14 protein-coding genes are annotated in these 13,650 nt (G+C 74.9%); 2 read left to right on the plus strand and 12 right to left on the minus strand.

What is annotated here, in order from left to right; all coding sequences use genetic code 11:
- Window positions 1-148: 148 nt before the first annotated feature.
- Entirely contained in the window at window positions 149-1,609 is a 1,461-nt protein-coding gene (locus tag BX266_RS30285) for a carboxyl transferase domain-containing protein (RefSeq protein ID WP_099904983.1), read from the minus strand.
- Between the two features lie 218 nt (window positions 1,610-1,827).
- Here BX266_RS30285 and BX266_RS30290 point away from each other — a divergent pair, with 218 nt between their 5' ends.
- Both BX266_RS30290 and BX266_RS30295 read left to right on the plus strand, forming a co-directional pair.
- Window positions 1,828-2,280 carry an Rrf2 family transcriptional regulator gene (locus tag BX266_RS30290; protein ID WP_099904985.1) on the plus strand — a complete coding sequence of 151 codons (453 nt, stop codon included), beginning with the start codon at window positions 1,828-1,830 and terminating at the stop codon, window positions 2,278-2,280.
- Window positions 2,281-2,429: 149 nt separating this feature from the next.
- Complete coding sequence (locus BX266_RS30295) at window positions 2,430-3,614, plus strand: globin domain-containing protein (RefSeq protein WP_099904987.1); 1,185 nt, start codon at window positions 2,430-2,432, stop codon at window positions 3,612-3,614.
- Window positions 3,615-3,666: 52 nt separating this feature from the next.
- Here BX266_RS30295 and BX266_RS30300 read toward each other — a convergent pair whose 3' ends face one another.
- The 11 genes from BX266_RS30300 to BX266_RS30350 form a co-directional block, all read right to left on the minus strand.
- A complete protein-coding gene (locus BX266_RS30300; protein ID WP_099904989.1) occupies window positions 3,667-4,449 on the minus strand; it encodes a DUF3050 domain-containing protein in 783 nt (260 codons plus the stop codon).
- Between the two features lie 65 nt (window positions 4,450-4,514).
- On the minus strand, window positions 4,515-5,477 hold the full coding sequence (locus BX266_RS30305; protein WP_099904991.1) for an alpha-ketoacid dehydrogenase subunit beta: 963 nt from the start codon (window positions 5,475-5,477) through the stop codon (window positions 4,515-4,517).
- Window positions 5,474-6,451 carry a thiamine pyrophosphate-dependent dehydrogenase E1 component subunit alpha gene (locus tag BX266_RS30310; RefSeq protein WP_259464928.1) on the minus strand — a complete coding sequence of 326 codons (978 nt, stop codon included), beginning with the start codon at window positions 6,449-6,451 and terminating at the stop codon, window positions 5,474-5,476. Before BX266_RS30310 ends, BX266_RS30305 begins: the two co-directional genes overlap by 4 nt.
- Window positions 6,448-7,365 carry a phytanoyl-CoA dioxygenase family protein gene (locus BX266_RS30315; RefSeq protein ID WP_099904993.1) on the minus strand — a complete coding sequence of 306 codons (918 nt, stop codon included), beginning with the start codon at window positions 7,363-7,365 and terminating at the stop codon, window positions 6,448-6,450. Before BX266_RS30315 ends, BX266_RS30310 begins: the two co-directional genes overlap by 4 nt.
- Window positions 7,366-7,402: 37 nt before the next feature.
- Complete coding sequence (locus tag BX266_RS30320; protein ID WP_099904995.1) at window positions 7,403-8,404, minus strand: VOC family protein; 1,002 nt, start codon at window positions 8,402-8,404, stop codon at window positions 7,403-7,405.
- Window positions 8,401-9,672 (minus strand): beta-ketoacyl synthase, encoded by a 1,272-nt coding sequence (locus tag BX266_RS30325; protein WP_099904997.1) that lies wholly within the window; start codon window positions 9,670-9,672, stop codon window positions 8,401-8,403. The genes BX266_RS30320 and BX266_RS30325 overlap by 4 nt, the downstream gene beginning before the upstream one ends.
- Window positions 9,669-11,312 carry a class I adenylate-forming enzyme family protein gene (locus tag BX266_RS30330; protein ID WP_099904999.1) on the minus strand — a complete coding sequence of 548 codons (1,644 nt, stop codon included), beginning with the start codon at window positions 11,310-11,312 and terminating at the stop codon, window positions 9,669-9,671. Before BX266_RS30330 ends, BX266_RS30325 begins: the two co-directional genes overlap by 4 nt.
- Window positions 11,313-11,420: 108 nt before the next feature.
- The gene (locus tag BX266_RS30335) at window positions 11,421-11,969 is read right to left on the minus strand and encodes a hypothetical protein (protein WP_218969285.1); all 549 of its coding nucleotides are present in this window, start codon (window positions 11,967-11,969) and stop codon (window positions 11,421-11,423) included.
- Window positions 11,966-13,078 (minus strand): beta-ketoacyl synthase N-terminal-like domain-containing protein, encoded by a 1,113-nt coding sequence (locus BX266_RS30340; RefSeq protein ID WP_099905001.1) that lies wholly within the window; start codon window positions 13,076-13,078, stop codon window positions 11,966-11,968. The genes BX266_RS30335 and BX266_RS30340 overlap by 4 nt, the downstream gene beginning before the upstream one ends.
- Window positions 13,075-13,359 (minus strand): hypothetical protein, encoded by a 285-nt coding sequence (locus tag BX266_RS30345; protein ID WP_099905003.1) that lies wholly within the window; start codon window positions 13,357-13,359, stop codon window positions 13,075-13,077. Before BX266_RS30345 ends, BX266_RS30340 begins: the two co-directional genes overlap by 4 nt.
- A complete protein-coding gene (locus BX266_RS30350) occupies window positions 13,359-13,625 on the minus strand; it encodes an acyl carrier protein (protein ID WP_099905005.1) in 267 nt (88 codons plus the stop codon). Before BX266_RS30350 ends, BX266_RS30345 begins: the two co-directional genes overlap by 1 nt.
- Window positions 13,626-13,650: the final 25 nt, after the last annotated feature.

The following is a 13,650-nucleotide window of genomic DNA, read 5'->3' on the forward strand; positions in this document are numbered from 1 at the left end:
CGGGGGCTTCCCGAGTCGGCGCGGAGCGGGCAGAGTGGGCGCGGTGATCTTCGCTTCGATCCTGCTCATGGTGCCGCTCGGCTGCTGGTGGATGACCGCCCCGCCGGTCGGTAGCACGAAGCGGCCCGACGGCGCGCTGCCCGGCGGGTCAGGCGGGGCCGCCGAGGTGGCGGTTTCGGGTGGCGCGGGTGGCGAGGCGGGTGGGGGTGGGGAGTTCGGCGAGTTCATTGAGGGCGGTGGTGACGGCGGCGGCGAGGCGGTCGCGGAGGTCGGCGGGGTCGTCGGTCTCCGGGACGACCTGGTCGACCAGGCCGGTCGAGGTCAGGGCGGTGGCGGTGATGCCCTGGGAGCGGGCGAGCTGGGGCGCGTGGTCGCCGTCGCGGTGGACGATGGCGGAGGCGCCCTCGGGCGGCAGCGGGGCCAGCCAAGCGTGTTCGGCGGCGATCACCCGGTCGGCGGGCAGCAGGGCGAGCGCGCCGCCGCCGCTGCCCTGGCCGAGCAGCACGGCGAGCACGGGGGTGCGCAGTCCGACCAGGGTGGTCAGGCAGTGCGCGATCTCCAGGGCCACGCCGTCGAGTTCGGCCTCCACGGAGAGTTCGGCCCCGCTGGTGTCGACCACGGTGAGCAGCGGCAGGCCGAGTTCCTCGGCGAGTTCGGCCTGCCGGCGCACGGCGCGCAGGTCCGCGGCGGTGAACGGGACGGCGGGGGCGTCCGGGCCGGGCCGCTGCTGGGCGACCACCATCACGGGCCGTCCGCCGATCAGCGCCAGGGCCCGGACGAGGGCGCTGTCGCCGTCCAGCGGGAGGAACGACTCGGCGGTGTGGTGCAGGAGTTCGAGGGCGGAGAGGCGGTCGGGGCGGCGGCTCAGCTGCACCGACTCCCAGGCGTCGGCGCCCTCCGGCACGGCCGCGGGCGCCGGGGCGGGGGCCGAACCGGCTCCCGCGGGGCGGGCGGTGAGGATGGTGAAGGCCCGGGAGAGGAAGTCGCGCAGCCGCTCGGGCGGGACGATGGCGTCCAGGCGTCCGTTGGCGGCGAGTGTCTCGGCGCGCTGGACGTGCGCCGGCAGCGGTTCGCCGCGAAGTTCCTCGTAGACGCGCGGCCCGAGGAAGCCGAGCCGGGCGGCGGGTTCGGCGAGCACCAGGTGGCCGAGGGTGCCCCAGGAGGCGAACACCCCGCCCATGGTGGGGTTGCGCAGGTAGGTCAGGTAGGGGAGTCCGGCGGCCCGGTGCGCGTGGACCGCGGCGGTGACCCGCACCATGCAGAGGAAGGCTGCGGAGCCCTCCTGCATCCGGGTGCCGCCGGAGACCGGCAGGGCGAGCAGCGGCAGGCGTTCGGCGGTGGCGCGTTCCACGGCCCGGGTGATGCGTTCGGCGGTGGCGACGCCGATCGATCCGCCGAGGAAGCCGAACTCGCCGGCGACCAGGACGATCGGCCGGCCGTCCAGCAGGGCGCGCCCGGTGAGGACGGCCTCGTCCAGGCCGGTGCGGGCGCGGGCTTTGGCGAGCGCCTCGCGGTAGCCGGGGTCGGCGTACTGGGTGGTGATCGGCTCGTCCCAGCTGTGGAAGCTGCCGGGGTCGACCAGCAGATCGAGGAGCTGGCGTGCCGTCACCTGGGGCCTCCGTCAGGGGAAGGGGCGGCCGAGCGGCTGTCGGCTGCCTCGCGCCGGAAAGCCTACGGGTGGGCGGGGGCCCGGGGCGGGCGCGCCGCACAGTGGTGATCAGGATCACCGGGGCGCGGGGCCGTCCGGCGGCGGAGGTGACGCACCAGACAGGGCAGCGCCCCCTTTAATTGGTATTCGAGATACCGAATTGGGATAAGGTCGGCCACGTGAGGCTGACCAAGAGCACCGACATCGCCCTGCGCATCGCGATGCGCCTGGCGGTGCTGGACGAGGACCGGGCCCCGACCACCCGCGAGGTGGCCGAGGCCGTCGACGTCCCCTACAACCACGCGGCGAAGGTGGTCAGTCGCCTCCAGCACCTGGGCGTGGTCGAGGCCCGGCGCGGGCGCGGCGGAGGGCTCGCCCTGACCGCCGCCGGCCGCAGCGGCTCGCTCGGCCGGATCGTCCGGGAACTGGAGGGCGTCGGGGACGTGGTCGGCTGCGAGGACGAGCCGCCCTGTCCGCTGCGCCACGCGTGTCGCCTGCGCGGGGCGCTGCGGCAGGCCCAGGAGGCGTTCTTCGCGACCCTGGATCCGCTCACCGTGGACGACCTGGTCGGACCGCCGACCGGCCCGGTCCTGCTCGGACTGCCCGTCCGCGGGGCGCCGTCGGACGGCTGAGCGGGGCCGGCCGTCCCGCCGCCGGGGCCGTTCGGCCCTGGCGGGGCGTCAGCCGACCGTGCAGTACTGGTCACTGACAGAGCAGCACCCAGCAGCATGCTTTTCCACACCATTAAATACGTATCTCAGATGCGAGTTTGGAGTTTCGGATGCTGTCCGAGAAGTCCGCGCAGACCGTGCGTGCCACCCTCCCCGCGGTGGGCGCGGCCATCGGGGAGATCACCGGCTCGTCCTACGGACGGCTGTTCGCGGCCCACCCCGAACTGCTGCGCGACCTGTTCAACCGGGGCAACCAGGCGGCCGGCACCCAGCGCCAGGCCCTGGCCGGCTCGATAGCCGCGTTCGCGACCGCCCTGGTCGAGCACCCCGAGCAGCGGCCGGACGCCATGCTCGCCCGGATCGCCCACAAGCACGCCTCGCTGGGCGTCACCGCCGAGCAGTACCACGTCGTCCACGAGCACCTGTTCGCCGCCATCGTGGAGATCCTCGGCGAGGCCGTCACCCCCGAGGTCGCCGCCGCCTGGGACGAGGTGTACTGGCTGATGGCCAACGCCCTGATCGCCGTCGAGCAGCGCCTGTACGAGCAGAGCGGCACCCGCGGCGAGCGCCGCCCGTACGTGGTCGCCGCCCGCACCGCCGAGACTGCCGACGTCGCGACCTTCCTGCTGCACCCCGCCGACGGCGGCCCGGTGCCCGCGCACCGGCCCGGCCAGTACGTCTCCGTGCAGGTCGAACTCCCGGACGGCGCGCGGCAGATCCGCCAGTACAGCCTGTCCGGCAACCCGGACGGCGGCCTGCAGATCACCGTCAAGCGGGTCGCCGGTGACCCGGCCGGCGAGGTCTCCACCCACCTGCACCGGCACGTCGACCAGGGCGCCACCCTGCTGGTCTCCGCCCCGTTCGGCGACGTCCGGCTCGACGACGGCGACCGCCCCGTCCTGCTCGCCTCGGCCGGCATCGGCTGCACCCCGATCATCGGCATGCTCGGCCACCTCGCCGAGACCGGCGCCACCCGGCGGGTGATCGCCGTGCACGGCGACCGGCAGGAGTCCGCGCACGCCTTCCGCGAGGAGTTCGAGCAGCTGGTCGCCAAGCTCCCGAACGCCGAGGCCCACGTCTGGTACGAGCGCCCCGAGCAGGAGCGCCCCGCCGACCGCACCGGCCGGGTCGACCTCACCGGACTGGAGGTCCCCGCCGATGCCGTCGCCTACCTGTGCGGCCCGCTGCCGTTCATGCGCGCCGCCCGCACCCAGCTGCTCGCCGCCGGCGTGCCCGCCGCCGACATCCACTACGAGGTGTTCGGCCCGGACCTCTGGCTCGGCCAGGACAGCTGACGCCCCGCCGGGCCGCCGCACTCGAAGCATCCGGGTGCGACGGCCCGACCGGTCAGAGCGCCGCGGTGATCGCGTCCCACAGGGCCACCCGGGCGCGCAGCGCCGTGCGGACGGTCGCCCCGCACTGCTCCCAGCGCTCGGTGTCGTCACCGCACAGGTCGATCAGCATCTGCATCGCCATCGGCGTGTGCTGCTCGCCGTCCACCTCGATGTGCCGGGCCAGGTAGTCCTTGAAGACGGTGAGCCGTCCGTCGGCGTCGTCGATCCGGACCACCTGCTCGAACATCTCCGGAATCAGGTCCTCCCGGCCGAACGCGAACGCGGCGGCCTGGCAGTGCACCGGGGCGTCCTCGATGATCCCGAACGTGACGGCCGCGAACTCGGCCGCGGCGGGCGGGATCTCCGCCACCTTGGCGGCCTCCGCCACCGACCGGCCGGAGCGGATCGCGGCCAGGAACGCCTCCACGGGGGCGGTGTCCGCCCCCGCCCGGGCCATGCCGTCCAGGTACAGCTCGAAGTGGCTGATGTACCCGTCGCCGAGCTCGTCGCTCTCCTCGACCAGCACGATCTCGTTGATCAGCCGGCGGCTGGCCGTCGGGCCGTCCGGCAGCCACGGCAGCGTGACGCAAGTGAGCTGCCGCTGCAGGCACTTGAGCAGGGACATGAAGTCCCAGACGGCGAAGACGTGGGTCTGCTGGAAGGTCCGCACCTTCTCCAGCGTGTCCAGCGACAGGTACATCGGGTGGGAGACCACCTCGCGGCGGACCTCCTCGATGGACTCGCGCAGGGCGGTCAGGCCGGGGTGGCTGCGGTCCCAGTGGTAACGGTCGCTCATGGCTGCTCTCCTCGTGGTGTGTGATGAGGGGGACGAAGGCGGCGTGGGTGGACGCTGCGGGGGAGTTACTTCAGTACCGCGCGGACGGCGTCCCGAAGCTGGTCGGCGCCGGGCTGCAGGGCCTGGTCCAGGCCCAGTGCGAACGGCAGCACCGCGCCGTCCGGGCGGGTGACCCGGCGCGGCGGGGCGAGCAGGCGGCACTCCTCGGCGGTGATCGCCAGTACCTCGGCGGCGAACCCGGCGAAGCGGTTGGAGTCGTCGGCGACGACCAGGCGGCCGGTCCGCGACAGCGACTCGGCCAGCGCGGCCCGGTCCAACGGGTACAGGGTGCGCGGATCGAGGACCTCGACGGACACCTCGTCGGCCAACTCCTCGGCCACCGCCAGTGCCTGGTGCACCAGGTGGCCGACGGCCAGCACCGTCACGTCGCTGCCCCGGCGGTGGATCCGGGCCTCGCCGAGCGGGACCGGGGCCAGCGGAGCGGTCACGTCCTCGCGGACGCCCAGCGCGCCGGCCGGGGCGAACAGCACCACCGGGTCGTCGTCCCGGATCGCCGAACTCAGCAGCCCGTACGCGTCGGTGGGCGTCGCCGGGACCAGCGTCTTGATGCCGACATGCGCGAACAGGCTGTACGGATGGTCGGAGTGCTGGCCCGCCCAGCCGGAGCGGGAACCCGAACCGGGCACCACCACGGTCAGCGGCACCCGCGCCTGACCGCCCGTCATCAGCGACAACTTGTGTGCCTGGTTGGCCAGTTGCTCGAACACCAGGAACAGCAGCGACGGGATCTGCAACTCGATCACCGGACGCATCCCGGCCAGCGCCGCGCCGACGCCCGCCGAGGTGAACGCCTGCTCCGACAGCGGCGTGTCCACCACCCGCTGCGCGCCGAACCGCTGCTGCAGGCCCAGCGTCAGACCGGCCAGGCCGGCGCCGACGTCCTCACCGAGCACGCACACCGCCGGGTCGGCCGCCAGCGCGTCCGACAGCGCGGTGTTCATCGCCTTGGCGTACGACAACAGCGTCACAGTGCCGCTCCCGACCGGGGCTTCAGCCCGCTCGCGTACAGGAAGTCTTCCGCTGACGATGGGTCAGGGACGGCAGATTCTTGCGCGAAAGTGGCGGCCTGCGCCAGTAGTTGTGTCACTTCGGTGTCGATTGTGTCCGCCTCGGGGAGGGCGGCCCGGGCTGACGCCAGCGGGTCGCGGGCCCGCCAGGACGCCACCTCCTCCGCAGTGCGGTAGGAGAGCCGGAAGCGCCGCTCCATGGTGTGGTGCGCCTCGAAGCGGTACGTCAGGCACTCCAGGAAGCTCGGGCCGCCGCCCGCCCGGGCCCGCGCCACGGCCCGGTCGGCGGCCGCCCGGACCGCCTCCACGTCCATGCCGTCCACCGTCTCCGCCGGGATGCCGAACGCCTCCGCCCGGCCGCACGCCGAGCCGCCCACCGCCGCGCCCGCCGGGAGCGTGGTGGCGTACCCGTTGTTCTCGCACACGAACAGCACCGGAGCCCGCCAGATCGAGGCCAGGTTGAAGGCTTCCAGGAGCACCCCCTGGTTGAGTGCCCCGTCACCGAAGAACGAGGCGACCACCCGGGGGTCACCCAGACGTTGCGAGGCCCAGGCCGCACCGACCGCGATCGGCGCGCCCGCGCCGACGATGCCGTTGGCGCCCAGGATGCCCAGCGAGAAGTCCGCGGCGTGCATCGAACCGCCCCGGCCCGCGTTCAACCCGTCGACGCGGCCCGCCAGTTCGGCCAGCAGCCGGCCCGGGTCGGCGCCCTTGGCCAGCACGTGCCCGTGCCCGCGGTGGGTGGAGGTCAGCCGGTCGGCGGGGTCGAGCGCCGCGCAGACGCCGACCGCCACCGCCTCCTGCCCGATGTACGGGTGGGTGCCGCCGACGATCAGGCCCGACCGCACCCACTGCAGCGCCAGTTCCTCGAACGAGCGGATCAGCCGCATCGCCCGGTACCGCCCCGCCGGGTCCGCCAGGTGCGGCAGGCTCACCGGCCCGACCGCCACAGCACCGGGCAGAACTCCGGGTCCGCGTAGTCCGGCCGGCCGTCCGCGTCGCGCCGCACCACCGCGTCGTGGTTGTACACCACCGGCGAGCCGTCCGGCTTCAGGTACGAGCGGTAGCGGTTGGAGCCGTCCTGCAGGTGCAGCGACACCGCCCGGCGCGGCTGCGCGGACCGGTTCGGGCCCGAGCCGTGGTAGGTGCGGCAGTGGTGGAAGGAGACGTGCCCGCGCGGGATCTCCACCGGCACCGTGCGCACCTGGGAGCCGTTGAACTCGGCGTTCTCGTGCAGCAGTTGCTCCAGCTCGGAGCGGTCCCGGGCGGCGAAGTGCCGGGTCGAGTCGTCCCCGCCGGGCCGCTCCTCCCAGCGGTGGCTGCCGTCCACCATGGTGATGGTGCCCATCTCCTCGGTGCAGTCGTGGAACGGCAGGAACGCCGTCAGCATCCGCTGCGAGGTGGAGGTCTGCCAGTAGTGCTTGTCGAAGTGCCAGGGCACCACGTTGCTCGGCTCGCCCGGCACCGGCGGCTTGTAGATCAGCGTCGACTGGAACAGCCGGATCTCCTCGGCCTGGGCGAGCCGCGCCGCGACCGCGCCCAGCAGCGGCTTGCGCAGGATCCGGCCGATCTCCTCGTGCTCGTAGTGCACGTAGTCGTTGTGCCGCTGCACCGGCCCGTCCGAGGGCTTCCAGGACGCCAGGTGCGGCGGCCGGGCGGGCAGTTCGCGGTCCCGCTCGCCCGCGTAGTAGCGCTCGGTGGCGGCCTGCAGCAGGTCCAGCTCGGCGTCGCTGAACAGCCGCCGCGACAGGTACCAGCCGTGCTCCGCGTACTCCAGCACCTCCTCGGCGGTCGGCAGCAGCGCCGACTCCTCCTCGGTCAGGGCGAACGGCTCGATGGTGGTGGTCATGTGAGGTCTCTCCTCTCCTCTCCTCAGCTGTCCGCAGTCAGCTGTCCGCGGTGGCGCGCTCGCGCTCCACCGCCTCGTACAGGGCCTTGATGTTGGCGGTGCCGAAGCTGCCCGCCCCGCGCCGCTCGACCAGCTCCAGGAAGAAGGTCCGGCGCGGGTGCGTCGAGCGGGCGAAGATCTGGAACAGCTCGCCGCCGTGGTCGCGGTCCACCAGCACGCCGGTCTCCCGCAGTTCGGCCACCGGGATGGCGGTCGGGCCGAGCCGGGCCTCCAGCGCGTCGTAGTACGCGCCGGGCGTGGTCAGGAACGCCACCCCGCGCGCCCCCAACTCCCGTACCGAGGCCGTGATCGAGGTCGTCGCGTAGGCCAAGTGCTGGACGCCCGCGCCGCCGTGCGCCTCCAGGAAGCCGTCGATCTGGCCGGCCGCCCGGGAGGTGTCCGGCTCCAGCAGGGTGAAGGTGATCGTGCCGCACGGGCTCTGCACCACCCGGGAGTCCATCGCCTGCTCGCCGACCTCGATGTACTCCCGGAAGATCTCCCGGAAGCCCAGCCCGCGCACCGCCCAGTCCACGGAAGGCCCCAACTGCCCGCCCGGCACCACGATCGCGACGTGGTCGAGCAGCAGCAGCGCGCCCTCGCCCGGGAGTTCGCCCGCTGGGAGCAGGTCGGCGGCGTCGGTGAAGCGCAGCGCCAGGTCGCCGAAGCCGGAGACCGTGCCGGCCCCGTCCAGGCAGCCGCCGCCGGCGTTCAGCGCCCGCTCGGCGGCCGCCGCGGCCGCGACCCGGTCCGCGTGGCGCAGCGCGATCACCGCGACGCCCTCGCCGTGCCGCCGCACCCATTCGGCGACCTGGTGCTCGGCCTCCACCGCGGAGGTCACCAGCACCCGGATCGAGCCCTGGTGGGCGAGCACCTGCGCGGTCCCCGGCGCGGTGACGGCGGGCGCGGTCAGGGTGAAACCCCAGTCGTCGCGCAGCTGCGCGGCGTACTTGTGGGCGTCCTCCGCGTAGTGTTCGGTGTAGGCGATGCCCGGCGCGGTCATGAATCCCCTCCGAGGTGCTTGGCCGGAATGCTCGGCGGGCCGAAGAGCAGGCTGAGGTTGTGGCCGCCGAAAGCGATCGAGTTGGACAGGGCGTGGCGCACGACGGTGTGCTCGGCCGCGCCCCGGACGTGCCGCAGCGCGCAGTCCTGGTCCGGCTGTTCGAGGTTCAGCGTGGGCGGCAGCAGGCCCTCGGCGACGGCCAGCGCGGACACCGCCGCCTCCACCGCCCCGGCGGCGCCCAGGAGATGGCCGGTGGCGCCCTTGGTGGAGCTGACGAACGGCCGGTGCGAGCCGAACACCTCGCGCAGCGCCGCGGCCTCCGCCCGGTCGCCCAGCTTGGTGCCGGTGCCGTGGGCGTTGACGTAGTCCACGGCCGACGGGCCGAGGCCGGCGGAGCGCAGCGCGGCCCGCATCGCGGAGATCGCTCCCGCGCCGTCGGGGCGCGGCATGGTCGGGTGGTGGGCGTCGGTGGCGGCGCCCCAGCCGGCCAGTGCGGCGTACCCGGACGCGCCGCGGGCGGCGGCGTGCTCGGCGCGTTCCAGCACCAGCACGGCGCTGCCCTCGCCCAGCACGAAGCCGTTGCGGCGGGCGTCGAACGGCCGGGAGGCCTGCTGCGGGTCGTCCCAACCGGCGGCAAGGGCACGGGAGTTGTCGAACGCGGCGGCAATGGTGGGATGCAGCGGGGCCTCCGCGCCGCCGCACACCACCACGTCGGCCTCGCCGCCGCGGATCAGCCGCAGACCCTCGGCGACGGCCTGCGCGCCGGCCGCGCAGGCCGTGATCACGGCGGAGCTGTAGCCGCGGATGCCGTGTTTGATGGCGATCCGGGCGGCCGCCATGTTCGAGAGCATGCCGGGCAGCAGGTAGGGGCTGACCGCGGCCCGGCCGCGTTCGCGCCGCCCGGCGGCCTGCTGCTCGTAGCTCTCCAGCCCGCCGCCGCCGGTGGCGAGCACCACCGCGACCCGCTCCGGGTCGGTGTCCTGTCGGATCGTCAGCCCGGCGTCGGCGAGGGCGTCGTCGGCGGCGGCCAGCGCGAGCAGCAGGAAGCGGTCGGCGCAGCGGGTCTCGGTCGGCGGCAGCACCTCGGTGGCGGGCACGTCCGGGGAGATGCCCGCCACCTTCAGCCAGCCCGCGGCGGGGTGGCCCTCGGGCGGGGCGGTCAGCCCGGAGCGGCCGGCGGCGAGGGCCCGGAACACCTCGGGGACGGCCCGGCCGAGCGGGGTGACCCAGCCGATGCCGGTGACCTGCGCGGTGACCGGCGTGCTCATCGGGCCCCGGCTCCGGGGCCGGTCGCGGCTCCGGCCTCGGAGAGGTGGCGCTGGCGCAGCAGCACCTTGCGGACCTTGCCGGTCGGGCCGACCGGGATCCGCCCGTCCGGGACGGGAAGCACGGCGCGGACCACCTCGGCGACGTGCGGCTCCAGCGCGGCGAGCACCTCGGCGGTGCGGTCGGCGTCCTGGTCGGCGGCGGGGTCGAGCTGCAGCAGCACGTCGGCGACGACCCGTTCGCCGTCGTGGAACGCCACCACGGTGCAGTCCAGCACGTCCGGGCAGGCCGCGAGGACCCGCTCCTCGGAGGCGGCGGTGTGCAGGCGGCGGCCGTCGCCGAGGTCGACCGTGTCGACGGCGCGGTCCACGTGGTAGTAGTAGCCGTCCTCGTCCCGGTACATCAGGTCGCCGGTGAGGAAGTAGTCGCGGACCCGGGTGCGGTGGGTGGTCACCGAGTCGTTCCAGTAGCCGGGCGACAGGGTGGGGGAGCGGGTGCCGAGTTCGCCGACCTCGCCGGGGCCCAGCTCGTTGCCGTCCGGGTCGAGGATCGCGCAGTCGACGAAGGCGTGCGGGCGGCCCACGCAGCGGCCGTAGCGGTCGGAGTCGACGGTGTGGGTGATGAAGAAGTGCGAGTGGCCCATCTCGGAGGAGCCCAGGCCGTCGATGAACACCGATCCGGCGGTGCGGACCCGGCCCTGCCGGGTGGCGGTCTCCCGGGAGCCCTGGGCGACCAGGCGGCGGATGTGCGCCTCGTGCGCGCAGTCGCCGGTGTTCCACCACAGGCCGACGGAGGCCAGGTCGCGGGCGGCGAGGTCGTGCCGGGCCAGGTCGGCCCAGGTGGTGGCGAAGCCGTACACGCCGAGCGGGTGCCAGCGCTCCACGACGTCCAGCACGACGGCGCCCGACTGCTGGGACAGCAGGTGCAGCTGGGCGTCGAAGCTGAGCGCCAGGTTGACCGCGATCAGGGTGGCGGCGTGCGCGGCGGGCAGCGCGCTGAGCACCCGGTCGATGCCCTGCGGCCGGGGCAGCAGCAGCCGGTGGCGGATCGCCGCGTACAGGCTCTGGTGCGAGTGCAGCACCGCCTTCGGCAGGCCGGTGGTGCCGGAGGAGTGGGTGATCGCCACCGGGTCGGTGGGCCAGTGCCGGTACGGGGCGGGCGCCGACTCCGGGTCGCCGGAGCCGAGTTCGGCGGTGTCGGCGAGGATCGGGGCGCCGAAGTCCTGGTCGGCGAGGGCCTTGGCGTGCTCGGCGTCGGCGAGCAGCCCGACCGCGTTCAACCGGCGCAGGTAGCGGGTCGAGGTGTCCGCGTCCAGCGCCGGGTTGAGCAGGGCCGGGATCGCGCCGAGCCGGCTCAGGGCCAGGAAGGCCAGCACCTGGTCGGCGGCGGCGGTCGCCTGCACGGCGACCGGGTCGCGGCGGCGGACCCCGAGCGCGTGCAGGGCCGCGGCCCTGGCCCGCACCGCCACGTCGAGTTGGCGGAGCGTCAGGGCCCGGTCGGCCGGGTGCCCGTCGACGGGGGTGTCGAAGGTCAGGGTCGGCGAGTCCAGGCCGAGGCCCTTCTCGACCCGGGTGGTCAGGACGTTGCCGGCGCCGACGGAGCTGTCCTCGGACAGCACGGCGCGCAGGGTGCGGATGCTCATGGTTCCCTGTTCTGGTCGTGGTGCGGGAGGCCGGTGGGGCCCGGGTCGCGCGTGGAGCCGCGGTGCGCGGACGGGCCGGGGACGTGAGGGGTGCGGAGCGGAGCGGACTCAGGGGGCGAGCAGGACGGCCGTGGCGTGGTCCGGCGGGCCCTGGACGGCGGTGATCGCGAGCACCTGGTCGGCGTCGCCGTCCTCGATCAGCAGCCGGGCTTGCTCGTGCAGCCGGTCCGGGTCCTCGAAGCCGGGGCCGAGGGCGACCACCGGGCCGTCGAGCTGCCAGCGGGCCGCGAGGTGGCCGAGCACCGCGTTCGGGTTGGACTGGAAGAACAGCAGCGGCGCCACCCGGCGGCCGGTGCCGGTGGCGCGGCCGAGCGCGTCCGCGGTGCCGGTGTCCCCGGTCGGGCTGGCCAGCAGCAGGGCGGTGCGCGGCGCGCCGGCGGCGGGCGGTGGCCCGTAGCGGCGGCGCAGGCAGCGTTCGGCGGTCTCGGCGACCAGCGGGCTGAAGCTGGACTCCACGAAGCCCGCGATCGGCGGGAGTTCGTCGTCCGGCCGGTCCGGCCAGGCCGCTTCGGCGAGCACCCGCAGCGGGCCGTCCAGCACCCGGGGCGCCGCCACCGGCGGTGCGTGGAGCGGGAGTTCGGAGGAGGGGGCGGTCATGCGGGGGCCACCAGGAGTGCGGTGTTGGCGCCGCCGAAGGCGGCGTTGACGGTGAGCGCCGGGCCGGGGCCGGCCGGGCGGGGGCGGTCGAGGACCAGGTCGAGCGCGCAGTCCGGGTCGGCGGCCTGCCAGCCGGCGTTGACCGGCAGCGAGCCTGCTCGCAACACGCCTACGGTGACGGCGAGTTCGAGCAGCGCGGAGGCCTCCAGGGCGTGGCCGTGCACGGACTTGGTGGAGCTGACCGGCGGGGAGCCGGCCGGGAACAGCTCGTGCAGGGCGGCGGCCTCGGCCTGGTCGCCGAGCTTGGAGCCCGCGCCGTTGGCGTTGACCCAGCCGATCGCCCCGGCGTCGGTGCCCGCCCGGCCGAGCGCGGAGCGCACCGCCCGGGCCAGCCCGACGCCGCCCGGGTGCGGTCGGCAGACGTGGAAGGCGTCCCCGCTGCGGCCCCAACCCGCGATCCGGGCCAGGGCGGTGCCGCCGCGCCTGCGCAGCGCGGGCGCGGACTCCAGCACCACGGCCACCGCCGCGTCGCCGAGCAGCATGCCCTGCCGGCCCAGGCTGAACGGCCGGACCGCGCCGTCCGCGGCGAGTGCCCGGCCGGCGTCGAACACCGCGAAGGTGTCCGGTTCGACCAGGTAGCCGGCGGCGACCACCACGCGGTCGCGGCGGCCCGCGGCGATCAGCGCGGCGGCGTCGGCGACCGCGGTGGCGGCGGCCACGCACGCCCCGGTGTACACCCGGGGCCGCAGACCGGTGCGGTCGCCGACCTCCGTCGCGACCGGACCGGCCCGCCGGTCGCCGTGCAGGGCGAGCAGCACCTCCGGTTCCCGGTCGTGGAGCGGGTCGTCGGTCGGCCCGGACAGCGCGCCCGCCTCGGCGAGCACCGCCACCAGCTGGTCGGCCAGCCGCGGCGAACCCGGGCCGGTGGCGGCCCGGTCGGTGCGGTACCCGGCGGTGGCGAACCGGTCCACGGGCGTGAACGCGGGCCGGCCGGCCAGCACGCCCTCGGTGAGGGCGGGCAGGCCCGCGCCGAACGCGGAGCGGACGCCGATGCCGCCGACCAGGACGGCGCGCCGCGGCGGACCGTTCCGGAGAGCGGACGAGGTCATGGCGCGGCTGCCCCCGCGTGCGGGTCCGCCCCGGCGGCGGCGAGCTGCGCGCCGAGCGCGGCGACCGCGTCGTCCACCGTCCGGATGGCGTCCAGGCGCTCGTCGTCGAGGTCGAGCTGGACACCGAAGGCCTGCTCGGCCTGGGCGATCAGCCAGGCCAGTTCCAGCGAGCCCAGGTGCTCGTCGACCTGCTCGGGGGAGCGGTCGCCGTAGCGGGCGAGCATCGCCAGCACCTCGGCGCGGCCGAGGACCGGGGGAGCGTCCTGCGGGCGGTCGTCCATCAGGCGGTGCCGACCGCGGACTTGGCGACCCGGGCGGCGACCTCGGCGCTGAACTCGTCGATGGTCATCAGCGCGGTGGACTCCATGTCGTCCAGCTCGAAGCGGATGCCGAACTCCTCCTCGACCTGCACCGCCAGGTCGGCCAGTGCCAGCGACTCCAGGTCGAGGCCGGCCGGGCCCAGGTCGGTCTCCGAAGTGACCTGCGAGACGTCGTAGTTCATCGACGCCAGGGTGGTGAGGACGAACGAGCGGATCTGTTCCTGCATGAACTGACTCTCTCCAGCGCGTCGG

Origin of the sequence: Streptomyces sp. TLI_171, from assembly GCF_003610255.1 — a bacterium.
Lineage (GTDB): Bacteria > Actinomycetota > Actinomycetes > Streptomycetales > Streptomycetaceae > Kitasatospora.